The sequence below is a fragment of the Methylobacterium symbioticum genome (genome assembly GCF_902141845.1).
Lineage (GTDB): Bacteria > Pseudomonadota > Alphaproteobacteria > Rhizobiales > Beijerinckiaceae > Methylobacterium > Methylobacterium symbioticum.
Map to the genome: position 1 here is coordinate 77,133 of NZ_CABFPH010000009.1, position 24,347 is coordinate 101,479.

Annotated in this window: 20 protein-coding genes and 1 pseudogene; 8 read left to right on the forward strand and 13 right to left on the reverse strand. The window is 71.3% G+C overall.

The annotated features are described in order from the left end of the window. The first annotated feature begins 96 nt into the window (after positions 1–96). Together MET9862_RS05355 and MET9862_RS05360 are read left to right on the forward strand one after the other, a co-directional pair. A complete protein-coding gene (locus MET9862_RS05355) occupies positions 97–933 on the forward strand; it encodes a formate/nitrite transporter family protein (RefSeq protein WP_142582072.1) in 837 nt (278 codons plus the stop codon). A 64-nt stretch (positions 934–997) separates the two neighbouring features. After that, entirely contained in the window at positions 998–2,734 is a 1,737-nt protein-coding gene (locus tag MET9862_RS05360) for a bifunctional protein-serine/threonine kinase/phosphatase (RefSeq protein WP_142582073.1), read from the forward strand. Positions 2,735–2,747: 13 nt separating this feature from the next. Here the strand turns inward: MET9862_RS05360 and MET9862_RS05365 are convergent, their stop codons facing one another. Then, positions 2,748–4,313 carry a PepSY-associated TM helix domain-containing protein gene (locus MET9862_RS05365; RefSeq protein ID WP_142582074.1) on the reverse strand — a complete coding sequence of 522 codons (1,566 nt, stop codon included), beginning with the start codon at positions 4,311–4,313 and terminating at the stop codon, positions 2,748–2,750. Positions 4,314–4,323: 10 nt separating this feature from the next. Then, on the reverse strand, positions 4,324–6,660 hold the full coding sequence (locus MET9862_RS05370) for a TonB-dependent siderophore receptor (RefSeq protein WP_142582075.1): 2,337 nt from the start codon (positions 6,658–6,660) through the stop codon (positions 4,324–4,326). A 367-nt stretch (positions 6,661–7,027) separates the two neighbouring features. On the opposite strand from MET9862_RS05370, the gene MET9862_RS05375 reads away from it, so the two are divergent. Genes MET9862_RS05375 through MET9862_RS05385 form a run of 3 tightly spaced genes read left to right on the forward strand, consistent with a single transcriptional unit; the run spans position 7,028 to position 10,886 of the window. After that, positions 7,028–8,275, forward strand: a complete 1,248-nt coding sequence (locus MET9862_RS05375) for an MFS transporter (protein WP_142582076.1) — start codon at positions 7,028–7,030, stop codon at positions 8,273–8,275. Further along, positions 8,272–9,144, forward strand: coding sequence for a siderophore-iron reductase FhuF (fhuF, locus tag MET9862_RS05380; RefSeq protein ID WP_142582077.1), 873 nt, complete (start codon positions 8,272–8,274; stop codon positions 9,142–9,144). Before MET9862_RS05375 ends, fhuF begins: the two co-directional genes overlap by 4 nt. After that, positions 9,138–10,886 (forward strand): ABC transporter ATP-binding protein, encoded by a 1,749-nt coding sequence (locus tag MET9862_RS05385; RefSeq protein ID WP_142582078.1) that lies wholly within the window; start codon positions 9,138–9,140, stop codon positions 10,884–10,886. Before fhuF ends, MET9862_RS05385 begins: the two co-directional genes overlap by 7 nt. Before the next feature lie 15 nt (positions 10,887–10,901). Here the strand turns inward: MET9862_RS05385 and MET9862_RS05390 are convergent, their stop codons facing one another. The 8 genes and pseudogenes from MET9862_RS05390 to MET9862_RS05420 all read right to left on the reverse strand — a co-directional run bounded on the left by MET9862_RS05390 (position 10,902) and on the right by MET9862_RS05420 (position 17,835). Then, complete coding sequence (locus MET9862_RS05390) at positions 10,902–12,086, reverse strand: alanine racemase (RefSeq protein ID WP_142582079.1); 1,185 nt, start codon at positions 12,084–12,086, stop codon at positions 10,902–10,904. A gap of 123 nt (positions 12,087–12,209) precedes the next feature. Beyond that, a complete protein-coding gene (locus MET9862_RS05395) occupies positions 12,210–12,692 on the reverse strand; it encodes a VOC family protein (protein WP_142582080.1) in 483 nt (160 codons plus the stop codon). A gap of 45 nt (positions 12,693–12,737) precedes the next feature. Then, positions 12,738–13,202, reverse strand: a complete 465-nt coding sequence (locus MET9862_RS05400; RefSeq protein WP_142582081.1) for an SRPBCC family protein — start codon at positions 13,200–13,202, stop codon at positions 12,738–12,740. A gap of 29 nt (positions 13,203–13,231) precedes the next feature. Continuing rightward, on the reverse strand, positions 13,232–13,645 hold the full coding sequence (locus tag MET9862_RS29960; RefSeq protein WP_244612583.1) for a VOC family protein: 414 nt from the start codon (positions 13,643–13,645) through the stop codon (positions 13,232–13,234). A gap of 114 nt (positions 13,646–13,759) precedes the next feature. Continuing rightward, a pseudogene (locus MET9862_RS05405) lies at positions 13,760–15,007 on the reverse strand (RNA polymerase sigma factor); the annotation flags it as partial. Further along, on the reverse strand, positions 15,004–15,396 hold the full coding sequence (locus MET9862_RS05410) for a YciI family protein (protein ID WP_142582083.1): 393 nt from the start codon (positions 15,394–15,396) through the stop codon (positions 15,004–15,006). The gene MET9862_RS05410 and the pseudogene MET9862_RS05405, both read right to left, overlap by 4 nt. 127 nt (positions 15,397–15,523) lie before the next feature. Continuing rightward, positions 15,524–16,702: an amidohydrolase family protein gene (locus MET9862_RS05415; protein WP_142582084.1), complete on the reverse strand. Its 1,179-nt coding sequence runs from the start codon at positions 16,700–16,702 to the stop codon at positions 15,524–15,526. Next, positions 16,699–17,835, reverse strand: a complete 1,137-nt coding sequence (locus MET9862_RS05420; protein ID WP_142582085.1) for an NHL repeat-containing protein — start codon at positions 17,833–17,835, stop codon at positions 16,699–16,701. The genes MET9862_RS05415 and MET9862_RS05420 overlap by 4 nt, the downstream gene beginning before the upstream one ends. A 206-nt stretch (positions 17,836–18,041) precedes the next feature. Between MET9862_RS05420 and MET9862_RS05425 the strand changes: the two genes are divergently transcribed. Then, positions 18,042–18,821 carry an ArsR/SmtB family transcription factor gene (locus tag MET9862_RS05425; RefSeq protein ID WP_142582086.1) on the forward strand — a complete coding sequence of 260 codons (780 nt, stop codon included), beginning with the start codon at positions 18,042–18,044 and terminating at the stop codon, positions 18,819–18,821. Here the strand turns inward: MET9862_RS05425 and MET9862_RS05430 are convergent. After that, on the reverse strand, positions 18,797–20,272 hold the full coding sequence (locus MET9862_RS05430) for a protein adenylyltransferase SelO (RefSeq protein ID WP_142582087.1): 1,476 nt from the start codon (positions 20,270–20,272) through the stop codon (positions 18,797–18,799). The two genes, MET9862_RS05425 and MET9862_RS05430, sit on opposite strands and share 25 nt — an antisense overlap. Before the next feature lie 146 nt (positions 20,273–20,418). Between MET9862_RS05430 and MET9862_RS05435 the strand changes: the two genes are divergently transcribed. Next, a complete protein-coding gene (locus MET9862_RS05435; protein WP_142582088.1) occupies positions 20,419–20,898 on the forward strand; it encodes a hypothetical protein in 480 nt (159 codons plus the stop codon). Positions 20,899–20,988: 90 nt separating this feature from the next. Here MET9862_RS05435 and MET9862_RS05440 read toward each other — a convergent pair whose 3' ends face one another. Then, positions 20,989–21,258: a hypothetical protein gene (locus MET9862_RS05440; RefSeq protein WP_142582089.1), complete on the reverse strand. Its 270-nt coding sequence runs from the start codon at positions 21,256–21,258 to the stop codon at positions 20,989–20,991. 298 nt (positions 21,259–21,556) lie between these two features. Here MET9862_RS05440 and MET9862_RS05445 point away from each other — a divergent pair, with 298 nt between their 5' ends. Then, complete coding sequence (locus tag MET9862_RS05445) at positions 21,557–22,030, forward strand: hypothetical protein (RefSeq protein ID WP_185156755.1); 474 nt, start codon at positions 21,557–21,559, stop codon at positions 22,028–22,030. 108 nt (positions 22,031–22,138) lie between these two features. Here MET9862_RS05445 and MET9862_RS05450 read toward each other — a convergent pair whose 3' ends face one another. Next, on the reverse strand, positions 22,139–24,259 hold the full coding sequence (locus MET9862_RS05450) for a TonB-dependent receptor family protein (protein WP_142582090.1): 2,121 nt from the start codon (positions 24,257–24,259) through the stop codon (positions 22,139–22,141). Positions 24,260–24,347 lie beyond the last annotated feature (88 nt).

The window sequence follows — 24,347 nt, forward strand, 5'->3', positions numbered from 1 at the left end:
CTGCTGCAAGCCGCGCAACGGAGCGCGGCCGGGGGGCGGGATCATCCGGCCCTGCCGGCTGGCCTTGCAGACGCATCGAACCGAACAGGAGACGACATGGCCTATCTCGCGCCTGCAGAATTCGCCACCAAGATGGTGGATGCCGGAGAATCCAAGATCCTGATGTCGACCCGCGACACCGTGATCCGCGCCTACATGGCCGGCGCGATCCTGGCGCTCGCGGCGGTCTTCGCCGTCACCATCACGCAGCAGACCGGCATCCCGATCCTCGGCGCGGCCCTGTTCCCGGTCGGCTTCTGCATGCTCTACCTGCTGGGCTTCGACCTGCTCACCGGGGTGTTCGTGCTGGCGCCGCTGGCCCTCCTCGACGGCCGGCCGGGCGTCACCTGGGGCGGCGTGCTGCGCAATTGGGGTCTGGTCTTCCTCGGCAACTTCCTCGGCGCGCTGACGGTCGCCTTCATGATGGGCTTCGTCTTCACCTTCGGCTTCACCGGCCCGGCCGACAAGGTCGGCGAATTCATCGCCCATATCGGCGAGCGCCGCACCGTCGGCTACGCCGCGCACGGCGTGGGCGGCTGGTTCACGATCTTCATCCGCGGCATGCTGTGCAACTGGATGGTCTCCACCGGCGTCGTCGGCGCGATGATCTCGACGACGGTCAGCGGCAAGGTGATCGCCATGTGGATGCCGATCATGGTGTTCTTCTACATGACCTTCGAGCACTCCGTGGTGAACATGTTCCTGTTCCCCTTCGGCCTGCTCATGGGCGGCCAGTTCTCGATCGGCGACTACTTCTTCTGGAACGAGATCCCGACCGTGCTGGGCAACCTGGTCGGCGGCCTCGCCTTCACCGGTCTCACTCTCTACACCACCCATGTCCGCACCGCCCCGAAGCGGAGTGTGGTGGCGGCCGGGCGTCGCCTCGCCGCCTGATCCCGGCTTGACCGCCGGATCCCGCGCCGCACAGGCCCGGGGTCCGGTCTGCCGGGACCCGCCGATGCCCTCGGACCTCACGCTCACCCTCGGCCAGCACAGCGAAGCCGGCCGCAAGGCGGCCAACCAGGATTTCCACGGCGCCCTCATCCCCGGGCGCCCCGCCCTCGCGCTCAAGGGCGCCGCCATCGCCATCGCCGATGGGATCGGCAGCAGCCCCGTCAGCCACGTGGCCAGCGAGACGGCGGTCAAGAGCTTCCTCACCGACTACTACGACACGCCCGACACATGGTCGGTGAAGACGTCGGCGCGCCGCGTGATCGGCGCGACCAATTCCTGGCTCCACGCCGAGACCCGGCGCAACCGGCACCTGCATGATCCCGAGGGCGGCCGGGACAGGGGCTACGTCACCACCTTCAGCGCCCTCGTCCTGCGCTCGCGCACCGCCCACATCTTCCATGTGGGCGACGCCCGCATCGCGCGCGTCGCCGGGCGCTCGCTCGAAGACCTCACCGAGGACCACCGCGTCGTGGTCGCGGCCGGCGAGACCTATCTCGGCCGGGCGCTCGGGGCGGCAGCGCATGTCGAGATCGACCACCGCACGGTCGCGATCGAGCGCGGCGACGTCTTCGTCCTGACCACGGACGGAGTGCACGAGCATGTGCGGCCCGAGGCCATCGTCGCGGCGATCGCCCGCAACGGCGACGATCTCGGCCAGGCTGCCCGCGACATCGTGCGCTGCGCCTACGAGAACGGCAGCGGCGACAATCTCACCGTCCAGATCGTGCGCATCGATGCCGTCCCGGCTGGCGATCGGGCCGAGCTCGCGGATCGGGTCGAGGATCTGCCTCCGGCCCCGCTGCTCGACCCGCCGACGGAGTTCGACGGCTACCACGTCCTGCGCACGCTCCATGCGAGCGCACGCAGCCACGTCTACCTTGCCCGTGACACCGAGACCGGAGACCCGGTCGCCCTCAAGGTGCCCGCGACGGAGTTGCGCGCCGATCCCGCTGCGCTCCGCCGGCTGGTGATGGAGGAATGGGTCGCCCGGCGCGTCGACAGCCCGCACCTCCTGAAGGCCCCGCCCCAGACCCGGCGGCGCAGCCACCTCTACGCGGTGATGGCCTATGTCGAGGGCCAGAGCCTGGCCCAGTGGATGCGGGACAATCCCCTGCCGGAGCCCGAGGCGGTGCGGCGCATCGTCGAGCAGATCGCGCGCGGCGTGCAGGCCCTGCACCGGCGCGAGATGGTGCACCAGGACCTGCGCCCGCAGAACATCCTCATCGATGCGGCCGAGACGGTCCGCATCGTCGATTTCGGCTCGACGCGGGTCGCGGGGCTCGCGGAGGAGGGCGCGGCGGCCGAGCCGATGCTCGGCACGCTCCAGTACACGGCGCCCGAATGCCTAGCGGGCGACCCGGCGAGCCCGGCTTCGGACATCTTCTCGGTGGGCGTCATCGCCTATCAGATGCTCACCGGGCGTCTGCCCTACGGTGCCGAGGCGGCGCGGTCGCTCGGCGCGGCGCGGGGACGGCGCCTGCACTACGTCTCCGTCGCCGCTGCGCGGCCGGGCCTGCCACCCTATCTCGACGCGGCCCTGCGCAAGGCGGTGCACCCCAACCCGGCCCTGCGCTACGACGCGCTCTCCGCCTTCGTCCACGACCTGCGCCACCCGAATCCGTCGCTTCCGGGCGTACGCCGAGCAGCGCTCCTCGAGCGCAACCCGGTGCTGTTCTGGAAGCTCGTCTCGCTGGCTCTCGCCCTGACGGTTCTCGCCCTGCTCCTGAGCCGCGTGGCCTGAAGCGGAGGCGGGGTCAGGCCGCCGATTGCGAGGCGCGGGCCGGTCCGGCGCGATCGGCCGCGGTTCTGGAGCCCGAGCCGGCCTTGCGGGCCGCGCCATGGAGGAGAGCGGCGAGGCCCAGCATCACCCCGTCGAAGGCAAGGCCCGGCGGCCACGAAAGCCCGGCCGGGTCCAGGGCGGCGCCGAGGAGCCGTGGGCCGTCCGCGACGCAGACGGCGGCGTAGAGGGCGGCCGCCGCGGACAGCATGTCCGGCCACGCCCGCACCCGGGGCCGGAACGGGGCGATCAGGGCGACCGCGAGCCAGACGGCGAAGAAGGCCCGGATCTCCCAAGCGGCGCGATCCGCCAGGCCCACCGGCAGCAGGCGATTGGCCAGGAAATAGGCGGCGATCGCCATCGGCAGGCCGGCGATGGTCGCGATGTTGAGCCCTTCGACGAGGCGCAGGATCCAGGGGGGCCGGACGCCCGGCTTGGGAAGGCGCGCGACCGTCCAGAGCAGCAGGCCGGTGGCGACCATGGCGCAGCCGCCGAGGCCGCAGAGGAAGAACAGGAGGCGTAGGACAGGGCCGGCGAAATGCGCCTCGTGCAGGCCGACCATCGTCGTGAAGGTCTTCGAGGCCGGCTTGAGGCCGCCCTTGCGGATCTCGCGGACCTCGCCGGTCGTCCCGTCGAAGGCGACCTGCGGGTGCTCGTGCGAGAGGCCGTGCGGCTCCTCGAACACCGCGACGACCGAGGCGTGCGCGTCGCGCGGGTTGACGACCGAGATCCGCTCCAGCGGCTCGGACACCGCCTCCATCGCCTGCCGCACCATCGGTCCGACCGGGGCCAGGGTGCCGGGCCGGCCGGCGGGCGGGCGCGACGCGGTGACCTGCCCGGTCTCGGCGAAGAAGCGCTGCTGGTCGCCCTTGTAGGCCGTCTGCACGCCCCAGGGCATATACATCAGCGCCAGCGTGACGAGGCCGGTATAGGTGATCATCAGGTGGAAGGGCAGCGCCAGCACGCCCGAGACGTTGTGCGCGTCGAGCCAGCCGCGCTGCGCGGATTTGGCGTGGCGGCGGAAGGTGAAGAAGTCGGCGAAGATGCGCCGGTGCGTGATCACGCCGGAGACCAGCGCCACCAGCATGATCATGGCGCAGATGCCGACGATCCAGCGGCCCCAGAGCGGGGCCATGTGCAGCTCGAAATGGAAGCGGTAGAGGAAATCGCCGCCGCGCGTCTCGCGCACGGCGGCCGGGTTTCCGGTCTCGGGATCGAGCAGGACTTGGTTCGGCGGCAGGCCGGGGCCGTTCCGCCAGAACAGCCCCGTCAGCGGCTTCTCGGCGCTGGGCAGCGTGATGAACCACGCCCGCGCCTCCGGCGCGTGCCGCTGGAGATAGGCGACCGCCCGGTCCGCGGCCGTCGCCAGGGCCTCGGGTCCGAGATCCCTGCTCTGGCGCAGCTCGGGCTGCATCCAGCGCGAGATCTCCGGCCGGTAATAGCTCGCGGTCCCCGTGACGAAGACCGCGAACAGCACCCAGCCGACCACGAGCCCCGACCAGGCGTGCAGCCATGCCATCGACTGGCGGAAGCCGTTGCGCATGGGACGCCTCCTACCAGCGGTAGCGCAGGGTGGCGAGGACGGTGCGCGGCAGGCCGTAATAGCAGCCCGAATAGCTGAAGCAGCCCGTCACGTAGCGCTCGTCGAGAAGGTTCTGCGCGTTCACCTGCACTTGGAAGCCCGCCAGCGTCGGGGTGAGGTATTTCAGGTCGTAGCTCAGCACCGCATCGACGAGGACGCTCGGCGGCACCTTGAAGGTGTTGGCCGGATCGCCCCAGGAGGGGCCGAGATAGCGCACGCCGCCGCCGAGCCCGAGGCCGGCGAGCGCCCCGTCCGTGAAGCGGTAATCCACGAACAGCGAGGCGGTGGTGTCCGGCACCAGCACCGGCCGCCGGCCGACAAGCGGCACTTGCTGACCGGTCAAGTCATTGCTGGTCGTGCCGATGTCGCGGGTGTTGCGGATGTCGAGGAAGGAGAAGCCACCAACCAGCGAGAGGGATTCGGTGACGTTCGCCCGCGCCTCGAACTCGACGCCCTGCACGCCGACCTCGCCGGTCTGCAGGACGAAGCTGGGATTGGCCGGATCGGTGTTGGTCGCGTTCGAGCGCCGGATGTCGAAGAAGGCGGTGGTGAGCAGGATGTCGGTGCCGGGCGGCTGGTACTTGATGCCGGCCTCGTACTGGTTGCTGGTGATCGGGTCGGGGATGCGCCCGGCGGCGCCGAAGGCCGGATCGAAGATGCGGCCGTTGACGATCGGCTCGAAGGCCTCGCTGTAGGCGACGTAAGGGGCGATCCCGTTGTCGAACAGGTAGAGCAGGCTGGCCCGGCCCGTGAAGGCCTCGGCCGGCACGTCCTGGTTGGTGACGAGATTGGTGGTGAGGTTGCGGGTCGGCCCGGTCTGGCGCGCCCAGTCGTAGCGGCCGCCCAGCGTCAGGACCAGGCGGTCGAACTTGATCTGGTCCTGGAAGTAGATGCCGGTCTGCTCGGCGGTGATGCGCGCATCCGCCGTGAAGGGCACCTGCGGGATGTTCGTGAAGTAGTTGGGCGCCAGCGCGTTCAGGCTGGGCGCCGTCGGGAAGGGGCCCGAGAGGGTCCGCGTCTCGATGGAGCGGTAATCGACGCCGACGAGGGCGGTGTGCCCGAAGATGCCGGTGTCGAAGGTCGCCACGAGGTTGTTGTCGAAGGTCAGGGCGTCGATGTCGACATTCGTGCCGCCGCGCGAGCGCGCGATGATCGGCCCGCTGGTGAAGGGGCCGTTGGCGGTGTTGAAGGCGCTGTAGACGCTGCGGTAATCGCCCTGCGAGGTCAGCCAGCGCCCGGCCGAGTGGAAGCGCAGGTTCTCGTTGAAGCGGTGGTCGAACAGGTAGCTGACCGAGGCCTGCGTGCGGTCCGAGCGCTCGAAGTTGCGGTCGCCGTCGTAGAAGTCGACCGGCAGGCGGCCGACGATGCCGTTGCCGAAATTGCGCGGGAACACCGTGCCCACCGCCGGGAAGCCGCCGTAGAAGCCCGAGAAGGGATCGCGCTGGTAGTTGCCGATCACGGTGAGCTGCGTGTCGGCCGACGGCCGCCACGTCAGGCTCGGATTGATGAAGGCGCGCTCCACGCGCGTCGTCACGGCCGGCCCGTCGGCGTTCCAGCCGGAGGCGATCAGGCGGTAGGCAAACTGGTCGGCGAGCGGCCCGGCCTCGGCCGGGATCGGGCCGCCGACATCGACGCCGCCGCGCACCGTGTTGAAATCGCCGCCCTGCACGAAGATCTCGCCGTGGCGCACGAACTGGGGCACCTTCGAGACGAGGTTGACGATGCCGCCGGCCCCCGCCTGCCCGTAGAGCACCGAGGTCGGCCCCTTGATGATGTCGACGCGCTCGACCCGGTAGGGGTCGACGGTGGGGAAGGCGTCGCGGCTGCCGGGCAGCACCATCCCGTCGAGGAAGATCGGCGCCTGGAAGCCGCGGATGTAGAACTGCTCCAGCCGGGTCGAGCCCGCGCCGCCGCGCTGCTCGGTGGTGACGCTCGGCGTATAGCGCAGGGCCTGGTTGATGGTGAGGGCGTTCTGGTCCTCGATCTGCTTGCGGCCGACGACCGAGATCGATTGCGGCGTCTCGATGATCGGCGTGTCGGTCTTGGTGGCGACGGTGCTGCGGCTCGCCACGTAGCCCGGCACCGCGCCCGAGGCGCCGCCCGGCCCGTACAGGCTCCCGCCGAGGCTGCGTCCCTCGCCGGTGACGCTCAATTCGGACAGCTCGATCGCCGTCGCCGGTGCGTCCTGGGCCTGCGTCGCGGCAATGAGGCTGAGGCTACAGGTCGTCGACAGAAGGGCCAGGCACAAAGGTCCGCGGAAAAGGCATCCCAGCACATGCGCCTTCGGTGTTGCGCAAGATAGAATCATTTTAAGATGCCCTCGGCACGGCACAAGACCGGCAGATTATTTACGTTCTACATTCGCATCACGGCGATGTGATCGCGTTGATAGCGCGTTGCATGCAATTGCCAAGCACTATGTTGTGTAATTATTCTAAATTGAAGAACTTGCTTCTCTCCTCTTCCGGTTGTGCGTTCAGCTGGCCGTGAGGCTTCGCCGCTGCGCGCCGGGACGGTCGGCGAGACGCCGCAGGTCCGCCGCCTTGAACATCCCCGGCCGCTCGACTAATCGGGAAAGATGAAGCGGACCAATAGTTTAGTGTGATTATAAACTGCCGCCGCATCGGGTCTTTCCGCCCTCCGGTCCGCTGCTGGTGCGCCGGAACGCGATCGCGATGAGCGGATCCGCCACCATCCGGCTGAGCGAGCGGGCCGGGGCCGCACTGACGGGCCTGCGCCCGCTGGCGCCGTTCTTCTGCCTGTACGTCACCTTCGGCGCGACGATCGGCTTCCTTGCCGGCGGCGCCCCGCTGATCCTGCGGGCACGCGGCATGGACCTCGCCGAGGTCGGCCTGCTGCAGCTCATCAACCTGCCGGTCGGGCTCACCTTCCTGTGGGCGGCGGCGCTCGACCGCGTCCGCCTGCCGGTCCTGCCGCACCGGGTCGGCTGGATCGCGGCGGCGCAGGGGCTGACCGTCGCGCTGCTCGCCACCCTGAGCTTCGGTGAGCACTGGCCCCTGCCGGTGCTCCTGGCTCTGGCGATCGCGGCCTGCGCCTGCGTCGCGACGATGGACATCGCCCTCGAAGCCCTGGTCGTCGAGACCGTGCCGACGGAGCGGCGGGCCTTCGTCGCCTCGGCCAAGCTCTGCGGCGCCTCCCTCGGCGGCATTCTCGGCGTCGGCGTGCTGGTCGGATCCTACGACGTCCTCGGATGGCGCTTGGCGGTCCTCGCCTGCGCCGGGCTCGACGCGCTCTGCCTGCTGCCGATCCTGGCCTATCCGGAGCGGCGCCTGCGTGGGGCCGGCGGCGCGCCCGAGCGGTGGTCCGGCTCGTTCGCGCGCCTGCGTGCCCTCGTGTCGCGCATCCTGGTGCTCGGCGCCTACTTCGCCGCCTCCTATCTGCTGGCCGGGCCGAACACCCTGGCTCTGCTCGACCTCGGGGTCTCGTTGCAGCAGGTCGGCTTCCTGACCGGAAGCGTCCTGCCGGGGGTCAATCTCGTGATGGCCCTGGTGGCCGGCGGCCTCGCCGCGCGCTTCGGAACCGTGCGGCTGATCCTGGTCGGCGGGTTCGGATGTCTCGCCTCGGGTGGCCTCATGGCCGCCGCCTGCGCCGCCGCAGCGCCCGGCCCCGCCGTCGCTGCCGCCATCCTCAACTTCGTGTGCGGCGGCCTCCTCGGCGTTCCGGTGTTCAACATGATCTATCGCTGGGCGCAGGGTCCACGGCCCGCCACGGACTACGCGCTCCTGTTCGGCGCGGCCTTCTTCGCGGCGATGCCCCTGCGCGTGGCCGCACCGGCGCTTGCGGGCTGGGCCGGCTGGGCGGCCTATTTCCTCGCCGCGATGCCGGTCTATGCCGCCTCCGTCGCCTGGCTCGCCGTGGCGGTCGCGCGGACGCCGCCCGCGGGCCGCGAGCGTACGCGATGATCGCGGATGTCGCCCGGCGCGTGCCCGACTCGCTCCGGGCCTATCGCGACGGGGTCGCCGCCGGGCCCGGCGGTCCGGCCTCGGTGCCCCTTGTCGCGCTGCGCGACCCGGCCGTGTTCGACGCCGCGCTGTCGGCCTTCGGCGCGGGGCTCGGTGCGGTCTCCGCAGGGGTCGATCGCCGCGCCCTGGTCTCGTACTGGAGCCAGTTCTACTTCGCCGCCCTGGCCACCCCGGCCCTGACCGCGCTGGTGCGGCTCGGGCGCCCCCTGCCGCTCGCCTTCGACACGACGAGCCTCGAACTCGATGCGCAGGGGCGTCCCCTGCGCCTGCTCGTGGAACCCGACGCGCCGGATCAGGCGCCGGGCCTCGCGGGATTGATCGCGGAGCACCTGCATCCCTTCGTGGATCTCTGCCACGCCCGCTGCGGGCTTGCGCCCCGGGTCCTGTGGGGCAATGCCGCGGTCATCTTCGACCATGTCGCGCGGGAGCTCGGGGAGACGGATGCGCCGGCCTGCGCCGAGATCGGCGCCTGCCTCGGTTGGTGCCCGGGGCCGGCTTGCGCTAAAGCGCTCTCCGCCGACGTGGAGGCCGGTTCGGCGCAAGAGAGCGCTCCTCAAGCGCTCTCCGCCGACGTGGAGGCCGGTTCGGCCTCGGGCGGCGCGTCACGACAAAGGCCGAAAGACGTGATCCGGTCGGATCGCGGCGGGCACGGCTCCGGCAGCCCGCTCGCCCGGGCCCTGTGCGCCGGCCCCTCCGGCTGCCGGCGGCGCACCTGCTGCCTGCGCCAACGCCTGCCGGGCGTTCCGTCCTGCGGAGCGCTCTGTCCCCTCGAATGCGCGACCGGTCGCTGTCCCGAATCCCGATGCTGAAGGCCTTCCTCGCCTATTACCGGCCGCACCGGACGCTGTTCCTGGTGGATTTCGGCTGCGCCGTGCTCTCGGGCCTGCTCGAACTCGGCTTTCCGCTGGCCGTGAAGGCGTTCGTGGACCGGCTCCTGCCCCAGCAGGATTGGGGGCTGATCGTGCTGGCCGCGGCCGGCCTCGCGGCTCTCTACGTCGCCAATGCGGGCCTGATGGTCGTCGTCACCTATTGGGGCCACGTGCTCGGCATCAACATCGAGACCACGATGCGGGCGCGGGCCTTCGACCACCTGCAGAAGCTCTCCTTCCGCTTCTACGACAGCCAGAAGACCGGGCACCTCGTCGCCCGCGTGACGAAGGATCTCGAGGAGATCGGCGAGGTCGCCCATCATGGGCCGGAGGACCTGTTCATCGCGGTGATGACGCTGTTCGGCGCCTTCGGCCTGATGATCTGGGTGCATTCGCCGCTCGCCCTGATGACGGCGGCGATCCTGCCGGTGATCGCCTTCGTGACGCTGCGCTACGGCGGGCGCATGACCCGCAACTGGCAGGCCCAGTACGGCCGCGTCGGCGCCTTCAACGCCCGCATTGAGGAGAATGTCGGCGGCGTGCGCGTGGTGCGCGCCTTCGCCAACGAGGCGCATGAGCGCGCGCTCTTCGCGGCCGACAACCAGCGCTACCGCGCCACCAAGCTCGAGGCCTACCGCATCATGGCGGCGAGCCTGTCGATCAACTATCTCGGCATGCGCCTCGTCCAGATCGTGGTGCTGCTGGGCGGCGCCGCCTTCGTGGTGCGCGGCGATCTCACCGCGGGCGGCTTCGTCGGCTTCCTGCTGCTGGTCGGCGTGTTCTACCGGCCGCTGGAGAAGATCGGTGCGGTGGTCGAGACCTATCCGAAGGGCATCGCCGGGTTCCGGCGCTATATGGGTCTGCTCGGCACCGAGCCCGACATCGTCGACCGGCCGGACGCGGTCGCGGCCGGGGCCTTGCGCGGCGACATCCGCTTCGAGGACGTCTCCTTCGGCTACAGCCCGGATCGGCCGGTCCTCGCGGGGCTCAACCTCGCGGTCGGCGCGGGGGAGACGGTGGCGCTCGTCGGCCCCTCGGGCGCCGGCAAGACCACGCTCTGCTCGCTGATCCCGCGCTTCTACGAGGTCGAGGCCGGACGCATCACGATCGACGGGCGCGACATCCGCGCCTACACGCTCGCATCCCTCCGCGGGCAGATCGGCATCGTGCAGCAGGACGTGTTCCTGTTCGCCGGCACGATCCGCGAGAACATCGCCTATGGCCGGCTCGACGCCAGCGAGGCCGAGATCCTGGAGGCGGCCCGGCGCGCCCGCCTCGGCGACCTGATCGCGGGGCTGCCCGACGGGCTCGACACCGTGGTCGGCGAGCGCGGCGTGAAGCTCTCCGGCGGGCAGAAGCAGCGCCTCGCCATCGCGCGGGTGTTCCTGAAGAACCCGCCGATCTTGATCCTCGACGAGGCGACCTCGGCGCTCGACACCGAGACCGAGCGGGAGATCCAGGCGGCGCTCGCCGATCTCGCCATTGGCCGGACCACCCTGGTCATCGCGCATCGCCTCGCCACGGTTCGGCACGCCGACCGCATCGTGGTGGTGACGCAGGACGGCGTCGTCGAGGAGGGACGGCACGAGGCGCTGCTGGCGGCGGGCGGCTATTACCGGCGCCTGCATGCCGCTCAATTCGCCGCGGCCGGCGCGGACGTGCCGCGGACCGCCGCCGAGTAGGCGGCGGATCCCGCGCTACCAGCCGTTGATCCGGGGCCAGATCGCGGAGACGCGGCCGCCCTCGTCGAGGACGTGGTAGCGGTCGTGCTGCGCGCCGGTGGCGCAGGCATGGTTCGGCAGGATGCGGATCCGCGATCCGACCGGCAGGTCGGGCAGGGCGGCCTTGGCGCCGCGCCGGAGCGCCACGATGCCGTGCTCCTGGTTGGCGTCGGCGACGATGAGATCCGGGTAGGGCCGCCCCGACAGGTCGCAGACCAGACCGTAGCCCTGGTCCACGGCCTGCTTGGCCGTGCCGCGGTCGCGCGACAGCGCCATCCAGCCGGCATCGACGATGATCCAGCCCTTCGCCCGCTGGTGCCCGATCACGGTGGCGAGCACCGAGAGGGCGATGTCCTCCACCGCCACCGCGCCGGTGCCGGCCTGGTACAGGTCGCCGAACATGAAGACGCCGGCCCGCATCTCGGTGACGCCGGTGAGGTCGCGAGCGAAGCGTGCCGTCGGGGTCGAGCCGACGCTGACCACGGGGCAGGGCAGCCCTGCGCCCCGTAAGGTATCCGCCGCCGTCACCGCCGCGCGGCGCTCGGCCTCGGCGGCCGCCGCGAGCGCCTCGGGATCGCTGAGGGCGTAGCTGTCGCCCGCATGGAGCAGCACGCCGCGCAGGGCGGCGCCCCCCTCCGTCAGGCCCCGGCCGAGCGCCACGAGTGCCGCCGCGTCGCCGGGCGCGACGCCCGAGCGGTGGCCGTCGGCATCCACCTCGATCAGGACCGGCAAGGCATCGCCGGTGGTCCGGGCCTGCGCCGCCACGGCCTCGGCCTGTTCCGGGCTGTCGAGGATGACGGCGAGGTCGATGCCGCGCGCCCGCAGGGCCGAGACGCGGGCGAGCTTCGCCGGGGCGATGCCGACCCCGTAGATCATGTCGCGCACCCCGCCCTCGGCGAAATACTCCGCCTCGCGCAACGTGGAGACCATGGCGGGGCCTTCGGGCGCCGTCATGGCGATGCGGGCCACGTCGAGGGATTTGGCGGTCTTGAGATGCGGCCGGAAGGCAACGCCGAGGCCGGTCAGGTGCGCGCGCATCCGGTCCACATTCGCCCGGACCTTCGCCGCATCGAGGAGGAGGCAGGGCGTCTGCAGCGCGTCCCGCCTCGGATCGGCCGGGAGGTCTGACCGCGCCGCGTGATCGGGTTCGTTGGACTGCATGCCTCTGTCTCTCCGCCGCGGGGACCGCCGCGCCAGAGATCATGGTGGCGCGCGAATGGCCACCCGCATCCGCCACGCCCGGTCGTCAATCCGGGCCTGATGTCGGGACCGGATGAGCCGCCGTCAGCCCGGCCCGGCCGCCGCGCGCTCCAGGGCCGCGATGTCGAGCTTCACCATGCCCTGCATGGCCGTGAAGGCCCGGGACGAGACCCCGGGATCGGGATCGGCGAGGAGGCGCAGCATGGCCTCGGGCACGATCTGCCAGGGCACGCCCCAGCGGTCGCGCAGCCAGCCGCAGGCGATCTCCTGGCCGCCATCGGCGGTGAGGGCGTCCCAGAGACGGTCCACCTCGGCCTGGTCGGCGCAGGTGACCGAGATCGAGGCGGCCGTCCCGTAATCGGCCGCCATGCCGCCGTTGAGCGCCTGGTAGCTCTGCCCGCCCAGCGTGAAGGCGAGCAGGATCGCGTCGCCGGTCTGGCCGCCCGGCCAGGGACCCGGCGCGCGCTGGATGTGATCGATCCTGGAATCCGGCACGAGCGAGACGTAGAGGCGGACCGCCGCCTCGGCGTCCCGGTCGAACCAGAGGCAGGTGCTGACCTTCGGCATGTGTCGTTCCGTCCTGTTCGAGGATGGGACCGGGATCCGATCCCGTCAGAGGGTCGCGACGAGGTCCGCGAGCTGGTCGGCGCAGCGGCCCCAGCCCTCGTGGAAGCCCATGGCCTCGTGCGCCGCGCGGTCCTCCGCCGTCCAGTGCAGCGCCCGCGCCGTGTAGCGGGTGCCACCCTCCACCGGCTCGAAGGTGATGATCCCGGTGAAGAAGGGCTTGGCCGACGGTTCCCAGGCGCGGGTATAGGCGTCGGTGAAGACGAGGCGCGCGTTCTCCTCCACTTCGAGATAGACGCCCGTGCTCGGGAACTCGGTGCCATCCGGCCCGCGCATGACGATGCGGCTGGAGCCGCCGGGGCGCGGATCGGTCTCGGCCTCGGCCACCGACCAGGGCTTCGGGGCGAACCAGCGCTGCAGGAGCGCCGGCTCGGTCCAGGCCCGGTAGAGGGCGGCGGGGGAGGCGGGGATGATGCGCGTCAGGACGAGTTCGCGCGCGCTCGGATCGGTCATGGTCGGCCTCGTCGGGTTTGGGGGGCGCGTCAGCGCTTCTGCTGGTTCATGGCCCAGAGGACGCCGAACGGGTCGCGAAGCTGGCCGTAGCGGTCGCCCCAGAACATCTCGGTGGGCGGCATCACCGCGGTCGCCCCGGCCTCGACGGCGCGGGCGTAGCGGGCGTCGATCTCGTCCACCATCAGCGTCAGGTTGAAGCCCTGGGGATCCCGGAACGGGTGGCCGTGCTCCGGATAGGCGTCGCTCAGCATCAGCGACGAGCCGTTCACGTGGAGGTGGACATGCATCGTCCGGCCCTGCTCGTCGGCGGGCATGGCCGTGACGGTCTCGGCGCCGAAGGCGCGGGCGTAGAACTCGGCGGCCTTCAGGGCGCCGTCCACGGTCAGGTAGGCGACGAGGCCGCCCTTCACGGGGGCTGGCGCGGTCTCGGGATTCTGGCTCATGCGGGTCCTCTCCTCCTCGGCCGCATCCCCTGGTTTCCTTGCGGCCTCACCCCAAGGACGCGCGGGCCGGGCGGCCCCCGACACCCGCGCGGATCTTTTTTTCCAGGGTCGCTCGGCGTCCCGGCTCAGCCGGTCGAGCTGCATGCGGATATGGGCGGCCTCGGCCGCGGTGCCGGCGAGCGCGATCGCCCGGCCCATCGCCGCGCGCGCCTCCCCGTCCCGGCCAAGCTGCATGAGCAGGGCGCCGCGCAGGCCGTGGAAGTGGAAATAGCCGTTGAGCGACTTGGCCAGCGGTTCGACGCGGGCGAGCCCCGCCGCAGGGCCGCCGATCTTGGCGGTCGCGACCGCGCGGTTGAGACTCACCACCGGCGAGGGCTGCAACCGCTCCAGCGTCGCATAGAGCGCGTCGATTCCCGCCCAGTCGGTTTCCTGCGGGCGTGCCGCGCGAGCGTGCAGGGCGGCAATCGCGGCCTGGACCTGGTAGGGGCCCGGCGCCCGGTGGCGCATCGCCTTGTCCACGAGGGCGAGCCCCTCCGCAATCATCGGCCGGCGCCAGAGGCCGCGGTCCTGGTCGTCGAGGAGGATGATGGCGCCCTCGGCGTCGAATCGCGCCGGCGTGCGGGCATGCTGGAGGAGCATCAGGGCCATCAGCCCCATCACCTCCGGGTCGCTGCCGAACAGGCGCAGGAGCAGGCGCCCGAGGCGGATCGCCTCCTCGCAGAGCGCCGCCCGCTCCGTGCCGGTCCCTGCGGAATAGCCGGCGTTGAAGACGAGGTAGACCATGGCCGAGACCGTGCCGAGCCGCTCTGCGCGCTCGGCCGGCCCCGGCGCCTCGTAGGGCACCGCGCTGCGCGCGATTCGCCCCTTGGCGCGGGTGATGCGCTGCTCCATCGCGGCCTCCGAGGCGAGGAAGGCGCGGGCGATGCGCGCGACGCTCAGGCCGGAGACGATGCGCAGGGCCAATGCGATCTGCTGCGTTGCCGGAAGCTCCGGATGGCAGCAGATGAAGAGCAGCCGCAGGATGTCGTCGCGATAGGCGGAGGCATCCATCCGCTCGGCGAGCGCCGCCTCGGCGTCGTCGCGGTCGGACAGGGCCTCCTCGGGCGGCAGCGGCGTCTCCCGGACACGGCGACGCTTGCCGTCGAGGGCGGCGTTGCGGCCGACCAGGATCAGCCAGGCGGCGGCGTCCCGCGGCGGCCCGGTGCGTGGCCAGGTCCGCAGGGCGCGCAGGACCGCTTCGTGATAGGCCTCCTCGGCCGTGTCGAGGTCGCGGAAGGCGCGGAGCAGAGCCGCGATGACCCGCGGGCGGGACGCGGCGAGCGCCGCCGCGATCCAGGCGCTGTCGGGATCGGTCGCGCTCATCCCGCAGCCTTGCGCGGGTCGGGCATCCGCGGATCTGGGTTGTAGAGCAGGACCGGCCGCAGCTCGTAGGCGCCGCCGGGATTGGCAGCGGCGAGGTCGCGGGCGATGGCGAGCGCCTCGTCGAGATCGGCGACGTCCACCACGTAGAAGCCGAGCAGCTGCTCCTTGGTCTCGGCGAAGGGGCCGTCGATCACGAGCGGCGGCTCGCCGCCCTTGCGCAGGGTGGTGGCGGCGGTGGTCGGCAGGAGGCGTAAGGATGGCCCGAGCTTGCCCTGGCGCTCCAGCCGCTCGTGCACGGTCCCGAGCCGGGCCATGACGGCAGCATCCTCCGCCTCGGTCCAGGCGGCGACGACGTCTTCGTCCTTGTAGCAGAGGATGGCGTAGAGCATGCGGTCTCCTTCCCCGGGCGAGGACACGGATCGCCGACGGGATCCGACAGGGGCGGGACGACTTTTTTGCGCGGGCGGGCGTGATTCGTCACGGGGCCGGGGGAGCCTGCGCTCCCCCTCGAGCCCTTCAGTTCTTCAGCCCGGCTGCCTCGAGACGGGCGGCGAGCCGCGGATACACTGTGAGGGCGTTGCCGGCGTAGATCCTCGCTCGGTCGGCCTCGGAGATCGCGGCGGCCTCGACGTAGCGCTTGGTGTCGTCGTAGGCGTGGCCGGTCTCGGGATCGATCCCGTTCACCGCCCCGACCATCTCGGAGGCGAACAGCACGTTCTCGCGCGGCACGACCTTGAGCAGCAGGTCGATGCCGGGCTGATGGTAGACGCAGGTGTCGAAGTAGACGTTGCGCATCAGCTCCGACAGAGGTGGGCGCTTCATGTCCTGCGCCAGCCCTCGGTAGCGGCCCCAATGATAGGGCACCGCACCGCCGCCATGGGGGATGATCAGGCGCAGCGTCGGGAAGTCCTTGAACAGGTCCGAGGTGACGAACTGCATGAAGGCGGAGGTGTCGCCGTTGATGTAATGCGCCCCCGTCGCGTGGAAATTGCGGTTGGCCGAGGCGCTGACATGGACCATGCCCGGCACGTCGAGCTCGACCATCTTCTCCCAGAGCGGGTACCAGAAGCGGTCGGAGAGCGGCGGATCGGTCCAGAAGCCGCCCGACGGGTCCGGGTTGACGTTGCAGCCGACGAAGCCGAGCTCCTTCACGCAGCGCTCCAGCTCGGCCGTGCAGTTCTTCGGCGAGACGCCCGGCGTCTGCGGCAGCTGGCAGACGCCCACGAAGTTCTGCGGCATCAGGCTCGCCACGCGGTGGATCATGTCGTTCGACACGATCGACCAGTCGAGGCTGGTGCGCGCGTTGCCGATATGGTGGCCCATGCCGCCGGCCCGCGGCGAGAACAGGGCGAGCGAGATGCCGCGCTCGGACTGGAGCTTGAGCTGGCGCCCGCTCACGCTCGCCCGCACCTCGTCGTCGCTGACCCTGAGGTCGGAGGGGGAGGGCGACTGGGCGGGATCGTTGATCGCGTCGATCTGGCGCTTGCGCCAGGCGAGCATCGCGGGCGGCTCGGTGGTGTAGTGCCCGTGGCAATCGATCACGAGGCCGGTGTAGCGCGCGGGCTCGGCCCTTGCCGCGGCGGGCGCGGCGGCCAGCGCCGCGGCGCCGAGCCCGGCAAGGCCGCGCATGAAGCCGCGGCGCGGCAGGCAGCACGGGCAGGCCGCGCCCAAGACGGGATCGGACGCGGCGATCATCGCTTGTCCCCCTCCAGGGCGGCGCGCTTGCGCAGCACCATGTCACCCCGGAACAGGAATTTCTGCGCCCGTTTGCCGGTGTCGACCTCGGTGGTGAAGACGTTGCCCTTCGAATCGACCGCGAGGTTGTGGACCCAGTGGAAGTCGCCGGCCTGCCGGCCGTTGCGGCCGAAGCGGCCGAGCACCTCGCCGGTGTCGCGGCTCAGCGTGCGCACCTCGTTGTTGGCGCCGTCCGCGTTGAGCAGGTAGCTCTGGCGCTCGTCCGGCCAGAGGGCCAGCTCCCAGACAGCGCCGTTGGCGCGCGTGCCCTTCTCGACGAACATCTCCTTCACGAAGCTGCCATCCTTGTTGAACACCTGGATGCGGTTGTTCGTGCGGTCGCAGACGTAGACGAGGCCGTCGCGGGCAATCTGCACGCAGTGGACCGGGTTGCGGAACTGCGTGGCGGGGGCCGCCGCCGGATCGTAGGGGCCGAGCTTCTCGTCGGTCGGCGGCTTGCCGTAGGCGCCCCACATCCGCTTGAACGCGCCGGTCTCGGCGTCGAATACGATGATGCGGTGGTTGTAGTAGCCGTCGGCCACGTAGAGTTCGTTCGTCGCAGGGTCGACCATCATGCCGGCCGGCTTGCCGAGGCGGGTCGTGTCCTGGCTGTCGGTCTGCGGGCCCTGCTTGCCGATCTGCAGCACGAAGCGGCCGTCCTGCGTGAACTTCAGGATCTGTCCGTCGGTGTCGCCATTGCCCGCGAGCCAGACGAAGCCCTTGTGGTCGATGTGGATGCCATGCTCGTTCTGCGGCCACTGATAGCCCTCGCCGGGGCCGCCCCAGGACTTGATCAGGGTCCCGGCCTGATCGAAGACCAGAACCGGCGGGGCCGGCTTGCAGCATTTCGTGCGGGGCGGATCGAGGCTCGCGGCCTTCTCGTCGTCGGTGAGGGTGCGCGGGCGCTGCACCACCCAGACATTGTCCTGCGCATCCACCGCGACGCCCGCGGCCTGCCCCATGATCCAGTCGTTCGGCAGGCGTTTGGGCCAGGCCGGGTCGACCTCGAAGCGCAGGGGTTCCTCGGCCAGCGCCGGTCCCACGAGGGCCAGCATGGCGGCAGCCGCCAGCGGACGCAGAGCGCGTCGCAGCATCAGGTATCCTCCCTCGATCCTATTGTGGCGTGATCGTTTTTCGGGATGTCCATTAGGGCGCGGCAGGGTCGTGCGTGTCCAGCCGAGGGGGCTGCCGATGGGCTCTCTTCGGCGACGCTTCGCGCCGGATGTCTCCCCCTGAGGCTTCGGCCGGGACCGAAGCGTCGGGGCGTGATCGGGCGGAGGAGGGGGCGTAATCTGCGCCCATGACGACCGCCGCGAGCCTTGCCGCAACCGCCGCCCTGGTCGGCGATCCCGCCCGCGCCGCCATGCTCGGCGCGCTCCTCGACGGGCTGGCGCTCACCGCCACCGAACTCGCCATCACCGCCGGGATCACGGCGCAGACCGCGAGCGGGCATCTCGGCCGGCTGGTGGAGGGGCGCCTGCTCGGGGTCGCCCGCCAGGGGCGCCACCGCTACTTCCGCCTCGCCTCGCCGGAGGTCGCGCGTATGCTGGAGAGCATCCTCGTGGCCGGAGCCGAGCCCTGGCCGGAGCCGAGCCGGGCGACGCCGAGGATCAGCCCGGCTCTCCGCGAGGCCCGAACCTGTTACGACCATCTCGCCGGGCGGCTCGGGGTCGGGCTTGCCGACGCGCTGGTGGCGCGCGGACTGATCGTGCTCGGCGAGGAGGCCGGCGAGGCGACCGAGGCGGGCCGCGCGTGGCTCGCGGCGTTCGGCCTGCCCGTGGCGCCCGCGCGCACGCGGCGCCTGTTCTGCCGGCCCTGCCTCGACTGGAGCGAGCGGCGCCCGCACCTTGCCGGAACGCTCGGTGCCGCCCTCTGCCGCCGCTGCGAGGATCTCGGCTGGATCGCCCGGGTCCGGGGCAGCCGGGCGGTCTCGGTCACCCCGGCCGGCCGGCGCGGCTTCGCGGAGGCGTTCGGGCTTGTGCTGCCGGACGACCGGAACTCCGGAGGGACCGGGCCTTCCGGCGGGGTCTGGGGGCGATCCCAGGGCGTCGGCGCTCAGGTCCCGCAGAAGGTCCGGTAGCCGACGCCCCGGTCGGCCGGCGGCTCGGCATAGGCGGCGGCGTCCGGCTGGTCGTCGTAGGGATGCGCGAGGACGGCCAGCATCCGCTCGAACGGGGCGAAGTCGTCACGCTCGACGGCCGCCGCGATCATCGCCTCGACCTGATGGTTGCGCGGGATGAAGGCCGGATTGACCGCCCGCATGGCGCGGGCCGTCTCGGCCCCGTCCCGCTGCTCCTGCCCGAGGCGCTGGCGCCAGCGCGCCGCCCAGTCGTCGTAGGCGGTCGGGTCGACGAAGAGGTCGCGCACCGTCCCGTCCGCCTCGGGCCGCGCGGCGGCGGCGCAGAGGTTGCGGAAGGTCAGGGTGAAGTCGGCCTGATTCTCGGCCATGCGCTTGAGGAGATCGCCTGCGAGCGCGGCGTCGTCCTCGCGCAGGTCGGCGAGCCCGATCTTGCGGCCGAGCCCGCCGTGATAGGCCGCCTCGAAGCGCGGCCCGAAGCCCTCCAGCACGCGCTCCGCCTCGGCCACCGCCTCGCCCTCGTCCGCGGCGAGGAGCGGCAGCAGGGCCTCGGCGAGGCGGGCCAGGTTCCACAGGGCGATGCGCGGCTGGTTGCCGTAGGCGTAGCGCCCGTGCTGATCGATGGAGCTGAAGGCGGTGCGCGGGTCGTAGACGTCGAGGAAGGCACAGGGACCGTAATCGATCGTCTCCCCGGCCACCGACATGTTGTCGGTGTTCATCACGCCGTGGACGAAGCCGACCAGCAGCCAGCGCGCCACCAGCTCGGCCTGGCGCGCCACGACGCCCGCGAGGAGGGCGCTATAGGGGTTCTCGGCCTGCGCCGCCTCCGGGTCGTGCCGGGCGAGGACGTGGTCGGCGAGGGTGCGCAGGCCCTCGACATCGCCGCGGGCGGAGAAGAACTGGAAGGTGCCGACGCGGATGTGGCTCGACGCCACGCGGGTCAGCACGGCGCCGGGCAGAAAGGTCTCGCGCGCGACGTGCTCGCCGGTAGAGACCGCGGCGAGCGCCCGGGTGGTCGGGATGCCGAGGGCCGCCATCGCCTCGCTGACGAGGTATTCGCGCAGGACCGGCCCGAGCGCCGCCCGGCCGTCCGCGTGGCGGGAGAAGGGCGTCGGCCCCGAGCCCTTGAGCTGGATGTCGCGGCGCCCGTCCCGGCCGATCACCTCGCCGAGCAGGATCGCCCGCCCGTCCCCGAGCTGCGGCACGAAGTTGCCGAACTGGTGCCCGGCATAGGCTGCGGCGAGCGGCTCGGCCCCCTCGGGCAGGCGGTTGCCGGCGAGCGCGGCGACGCCGTCCGGGCTCGCGAGCCAATCGGCATCGAGCCCGAGATCACGCGCGAGCGCACGGTTGAGCTGGATCAGCCGCGGCCGCTCGACGGGCGTCGGCGCGAGCCGCGCGTGGAAGCGGGCCGGCAGGCGGGCATAGCTGTTGTCGAAGGCGATGGGGGCCGTCATGCGCGGGCAGGGTCCTCGAAATCGGTCTTGAGGCGAACGGATGCGGGCGCCTCCGGTTCACGCATGGGAGATCTCGTGTTCGATCCGGCTACCGCGATCCGGCGGTCCGCGATAGGCTTGGCCCCTGCCGGTCGGGGATGGACGCCGTGCGACGCCTCATGAAGTTCCTCCATACGATGGGGGCGATCGGCCTGATGGGCGCGATGGCGGCGCTGCTCGTCCTGCTCAGCGTCGCGCCGCCGCCGTCCTCGCTCGCCGGCTACGCCCTGATCCGGGGCGCGATGGGCGCTATCGCCACCTGGATCTTCCTGCCCTCGCTCGCCCTCGTGCTCCTCGCCGGCCTGCTCGCCATCGCCGTGCATCGGGGCTTCCACAGCGCCGGCTGGGCCTGGGTCAAGCTCGCCACCGGCATCCTGATCTTCGAGGGCGGCTTCGTCGGGATCCAGGGCCCGATGCAGGAGGAGGCCAAGCGCAGCGCCGCCGCGCTCGCCGGCCAGGCCGATCCGGCGACGCTCGCCGCGTCGCTGGGCCCGGAGCGCAACACGCTCTGGGTGCTGCTCGCTGTGGCGACCGCCAATGTCGTGCTCGGGGTGTGGCGTCCGCGGATCGGCCTGCGGATCCGGTAGAGCGCTCTCCATCGCCGTGGATGCCGGTTCGACGCAAGCGAGCGCGCCACGACAAGGGGTGGCAGTCGATCGGATTCGCCTCCGAAGACTTCAGCCCGCGAGGGCGGCCTGTTCCTGCACGAAGGCGTTCATCGCATCCGCGACGACACGGTTCAGGAGCGCGGCCCGCCGCTCGTGCTGCAGGATGCGCCGCGCCGCGGTGCGGGCAGTGGCCGCGCGCAGCGCCCCGTGGGGCATGCCGTCGCGGAGCGCCACCCAGGCGAGCGCCCGGAGCTGCCGGGCATGCGCGATCGCCTGCCTGCGGCGCTCCTCTACGCCGTCGGTCTCGGTCCGGGTCTCATGAAGTGCAACGACGGCCATGGAAGCGCGCCTCCACGCTTGGCAGCCCAGTGTCTCGATATGAGACGGACACTGCCACGCTTTTGTCACTGTGGCAAGATTGCGGCCAAGATCGGGCGACGATTTGTACGCACCCCGGCGGCACAGGCGTCCCGGAACGAGGCAGTCTCGGGGGCGCCTCCGTGCGGAACGGCGCGGTCCGGGCCGTTGCCTGCGCTGGCCGGTGTGTGGCTCCGGGACACGCGACACCGGCCGCCCGCCCGTCCATGATACGGCCAAGGTCCTGCGACGGGATGAGGGATCGGTGGGGAGGAAGCGCATGACCGTCCTCAGAGCGGCCTGCCTCGCAGGCCTCCTGCTCGCTGCCGGTGCCGCCTATCTCGGCTGGGCGCTGACGAGCGAGAGCGGCTACGCGTCGGGCGGCCGCGCCATCAAGGCGCGCTACGGCTACCTGTCCATGCCCCATGTCGAGCGCCAGAGCCTGCGCAAGCTCGCGCTGATGAAGGCGGCAGCGACCTGCGAGTGGGAACTCAACGAGGCGTTCTGGGACCGGGTCTACGGGCTCTATGTCGGCGATGCGCGCGGCGTGCGCGCCGCCGTGTTCGACACCCTGCTGGCGGATCAGGAGCGCTACTTTCGGGCCGATCCCGACCACAGCCGCTGCCGGGCCGCCTGGACGCGCTTCGGCACGCAGGGCGCCGACCTGCCCGGCATCCTGCGCGTGTCCGGAGGGGCCGCGCAGGAGCCCGCCGGGCCGCGCGTTCGCGGCGCCGAGGCGGCCTCCGGCCACTAGAGCCGCGCTCGATCGCGTTGCGACGGGGCGCGGCTCCAAGCCTGTGTTGTCACGCGCTCTCTGACGCCGAACCGGCATCCACGTCGGCTTGAGAGCGCTCTCGCCGGCTCAGAACGAGGCGCGCACCCCGCCGAACACCGCCCGTCCGACCCCGGGATAGAACGCCACCGGTGCCGTGGCCGAGGCCGCCGCGTTGGCGAGCACCGAGATGTCCGAGACGTAGCGCGCATCCGTCAGGTTGCGGGCATCCACGAAGAGCGAGACGCCGTTGGCGAAGTCGATCCCCGTCTGCAGATTGAAGAGCGCGTAGCCCGGCACCTTCAGGGTGTTGGCGTGGTCGGCGAAGGCGCCCTGCGGCACCCAGTCCACCGAGGGGCTGATGTAGAAGCCGCTCGGATGGGCGTAGCTCACCACGGTGCGCAGCACGTCCTGCGGGATGCCGGCGATCCGGTTCGAGCCGTAGACGGGGTCGCGCACGAAGCGGAAATCGTTGTGCGTCCAGATCTGGGTGACGCTCAGGGTGTCGCCGATGCCGGAGAGGTCGCGGGCGATGTCGAGGCCGATGGCGGCCTCGACGCCCTGGTGCCGGCTGCGCGGCGCGTTGAAGGTCGCGGCCGGCAGGTTGATCGCGGCGCCGGACGCCGTGTTGAAGTTGATCAACTCGTCGCGGATCTCGGCCCTGTAGAGCGTCACGTCGAAGCTGAGCCGGTCGACGCGCCCGCGTGCGCCCGCCTCGTAGGTCCAGGCGCGCTGGGCCTGGAGCGGCACGAAGGTGGTGCGGAGCGTGTTCGTCTGCACGAGGTCGGAGAAGTCCGGCACGTCGCGCGAGCGGGTGATGTCGCCGAAGACCTGGATCTCGGGCCGCGGCTGCCAGAGCAGGCCGATCTTGGGGTTCACGCCCTCGTAGGTCGTGTTGGCGAACTGCACGTTGGGGCTGGCGGCGAGGCCGCCCTTGTTGCTGTAGGTGCGGTTCGAGGAGAACAGCTTGACGCCGGTCATCAGCGCCACGTCCCGCAGGAACCAGAACCGGTTCTCGCCATAGGCCTCGTAGTTCGCTGCGCTCTGGAGCGCATTCAGCGTCTGCGTGCCGCGGTTGCCGGCGATGTTCACGAATTGCCGCGCCGCGTTCTGCCCGGCGAAGGCGCGCAGGCCCAGGATCGTGTCGTTGCGAAACCCCCCGATCTCGAAGGTGCCGGCCCAGTGCGGGCTGATGCCGTAGGTCCAGCCGTCCTGGTCGATCACCTGGAAGATCGGGTGGTAGAGCGATTTGTGGATCGCCCAGCTGTCGATGTCGAGCTTGCCGACATCGAGCACGAAGGAGGTGCGGTTGGCGATGCGTTCGGCCTCGACCTGCCGCGACTGGTTCTGGGTGATCGCAGTCGGGTTCGCTCGGGTCGGGTTGTTGAAGACGTCCGCGAGGTTCAGCGTGCCGGGCAGCTTCTGGTCGGTGAGGAACACGCCCGCGTAGAAGCGGGTCTCGACGCCCGGCGCGATTTGGTAGCCGAGATTGGCGTTGAAGTTCTGGGTGCGCTGGGTCTCGTGGGCCCGGTAGCTGTCCGCGTTCGTGATCGTGCCGTTGAGCAGCACATCGACTGGCCCGGAGATGCGCGAGACCTGGAAGCTCTCGCGGATCGTGTTGAAGGCGCCGCCGTCGATGCGCAGGATGTTGGGCGCGAGCGCGGTATAGGCGGTGGGCGTCACGAAATTGACCGCGCCGCCGAGGGTGGTGGCGCCGAAGGTGAGGGCGTTGCCGCCCTTGTAGACCTCGACCGAGCGTAAGGAGAGCGGATCGATCTGGTAGAAATCGCCGCTGCCATCGGCGAGGTTCACCGGGATGCCATCCTGCAGGAGTTCGAGGCCGCGCAGGTGGAAGCCGCGGCTGATGCCGGAGCCGCGGATCGAGAGCCGCAATTCCTGCCCGTAGCGGTTCTGCACGAAGACGCCGGGCGTATCCTTGAGGACGTCGCGCAGGGTGTTGGCGTAGCGGTTCTGGATGCTCGCCGCGTCGATGAAGGCGACCGAGCCGACGGTCGCGTTCACGGCGGCGCGCTGCTCGGCGACGCTCGGCACCGTGGCCGAGCCGCGGGGCACCGCGCCGCCGGCGCCGGAGACGGAGAGTTCGGAGAGCTCGACCGCGGCGGCGGCCTGCGCCAGGGCGGGGGCGGGGAGGACGAGCGGCAGGAGGAGGGCGGCGAGCGCCGGGGGCGCGCCGCGAGGCGGAAACGGCATGGACGGACTCCGGACGGGCCTCGGCTCGCGGGCGGGCACGCGTCGACAGAGGGAAGGGTGAGCGCGCGGCGCAAAGCCGCGCGGCAGG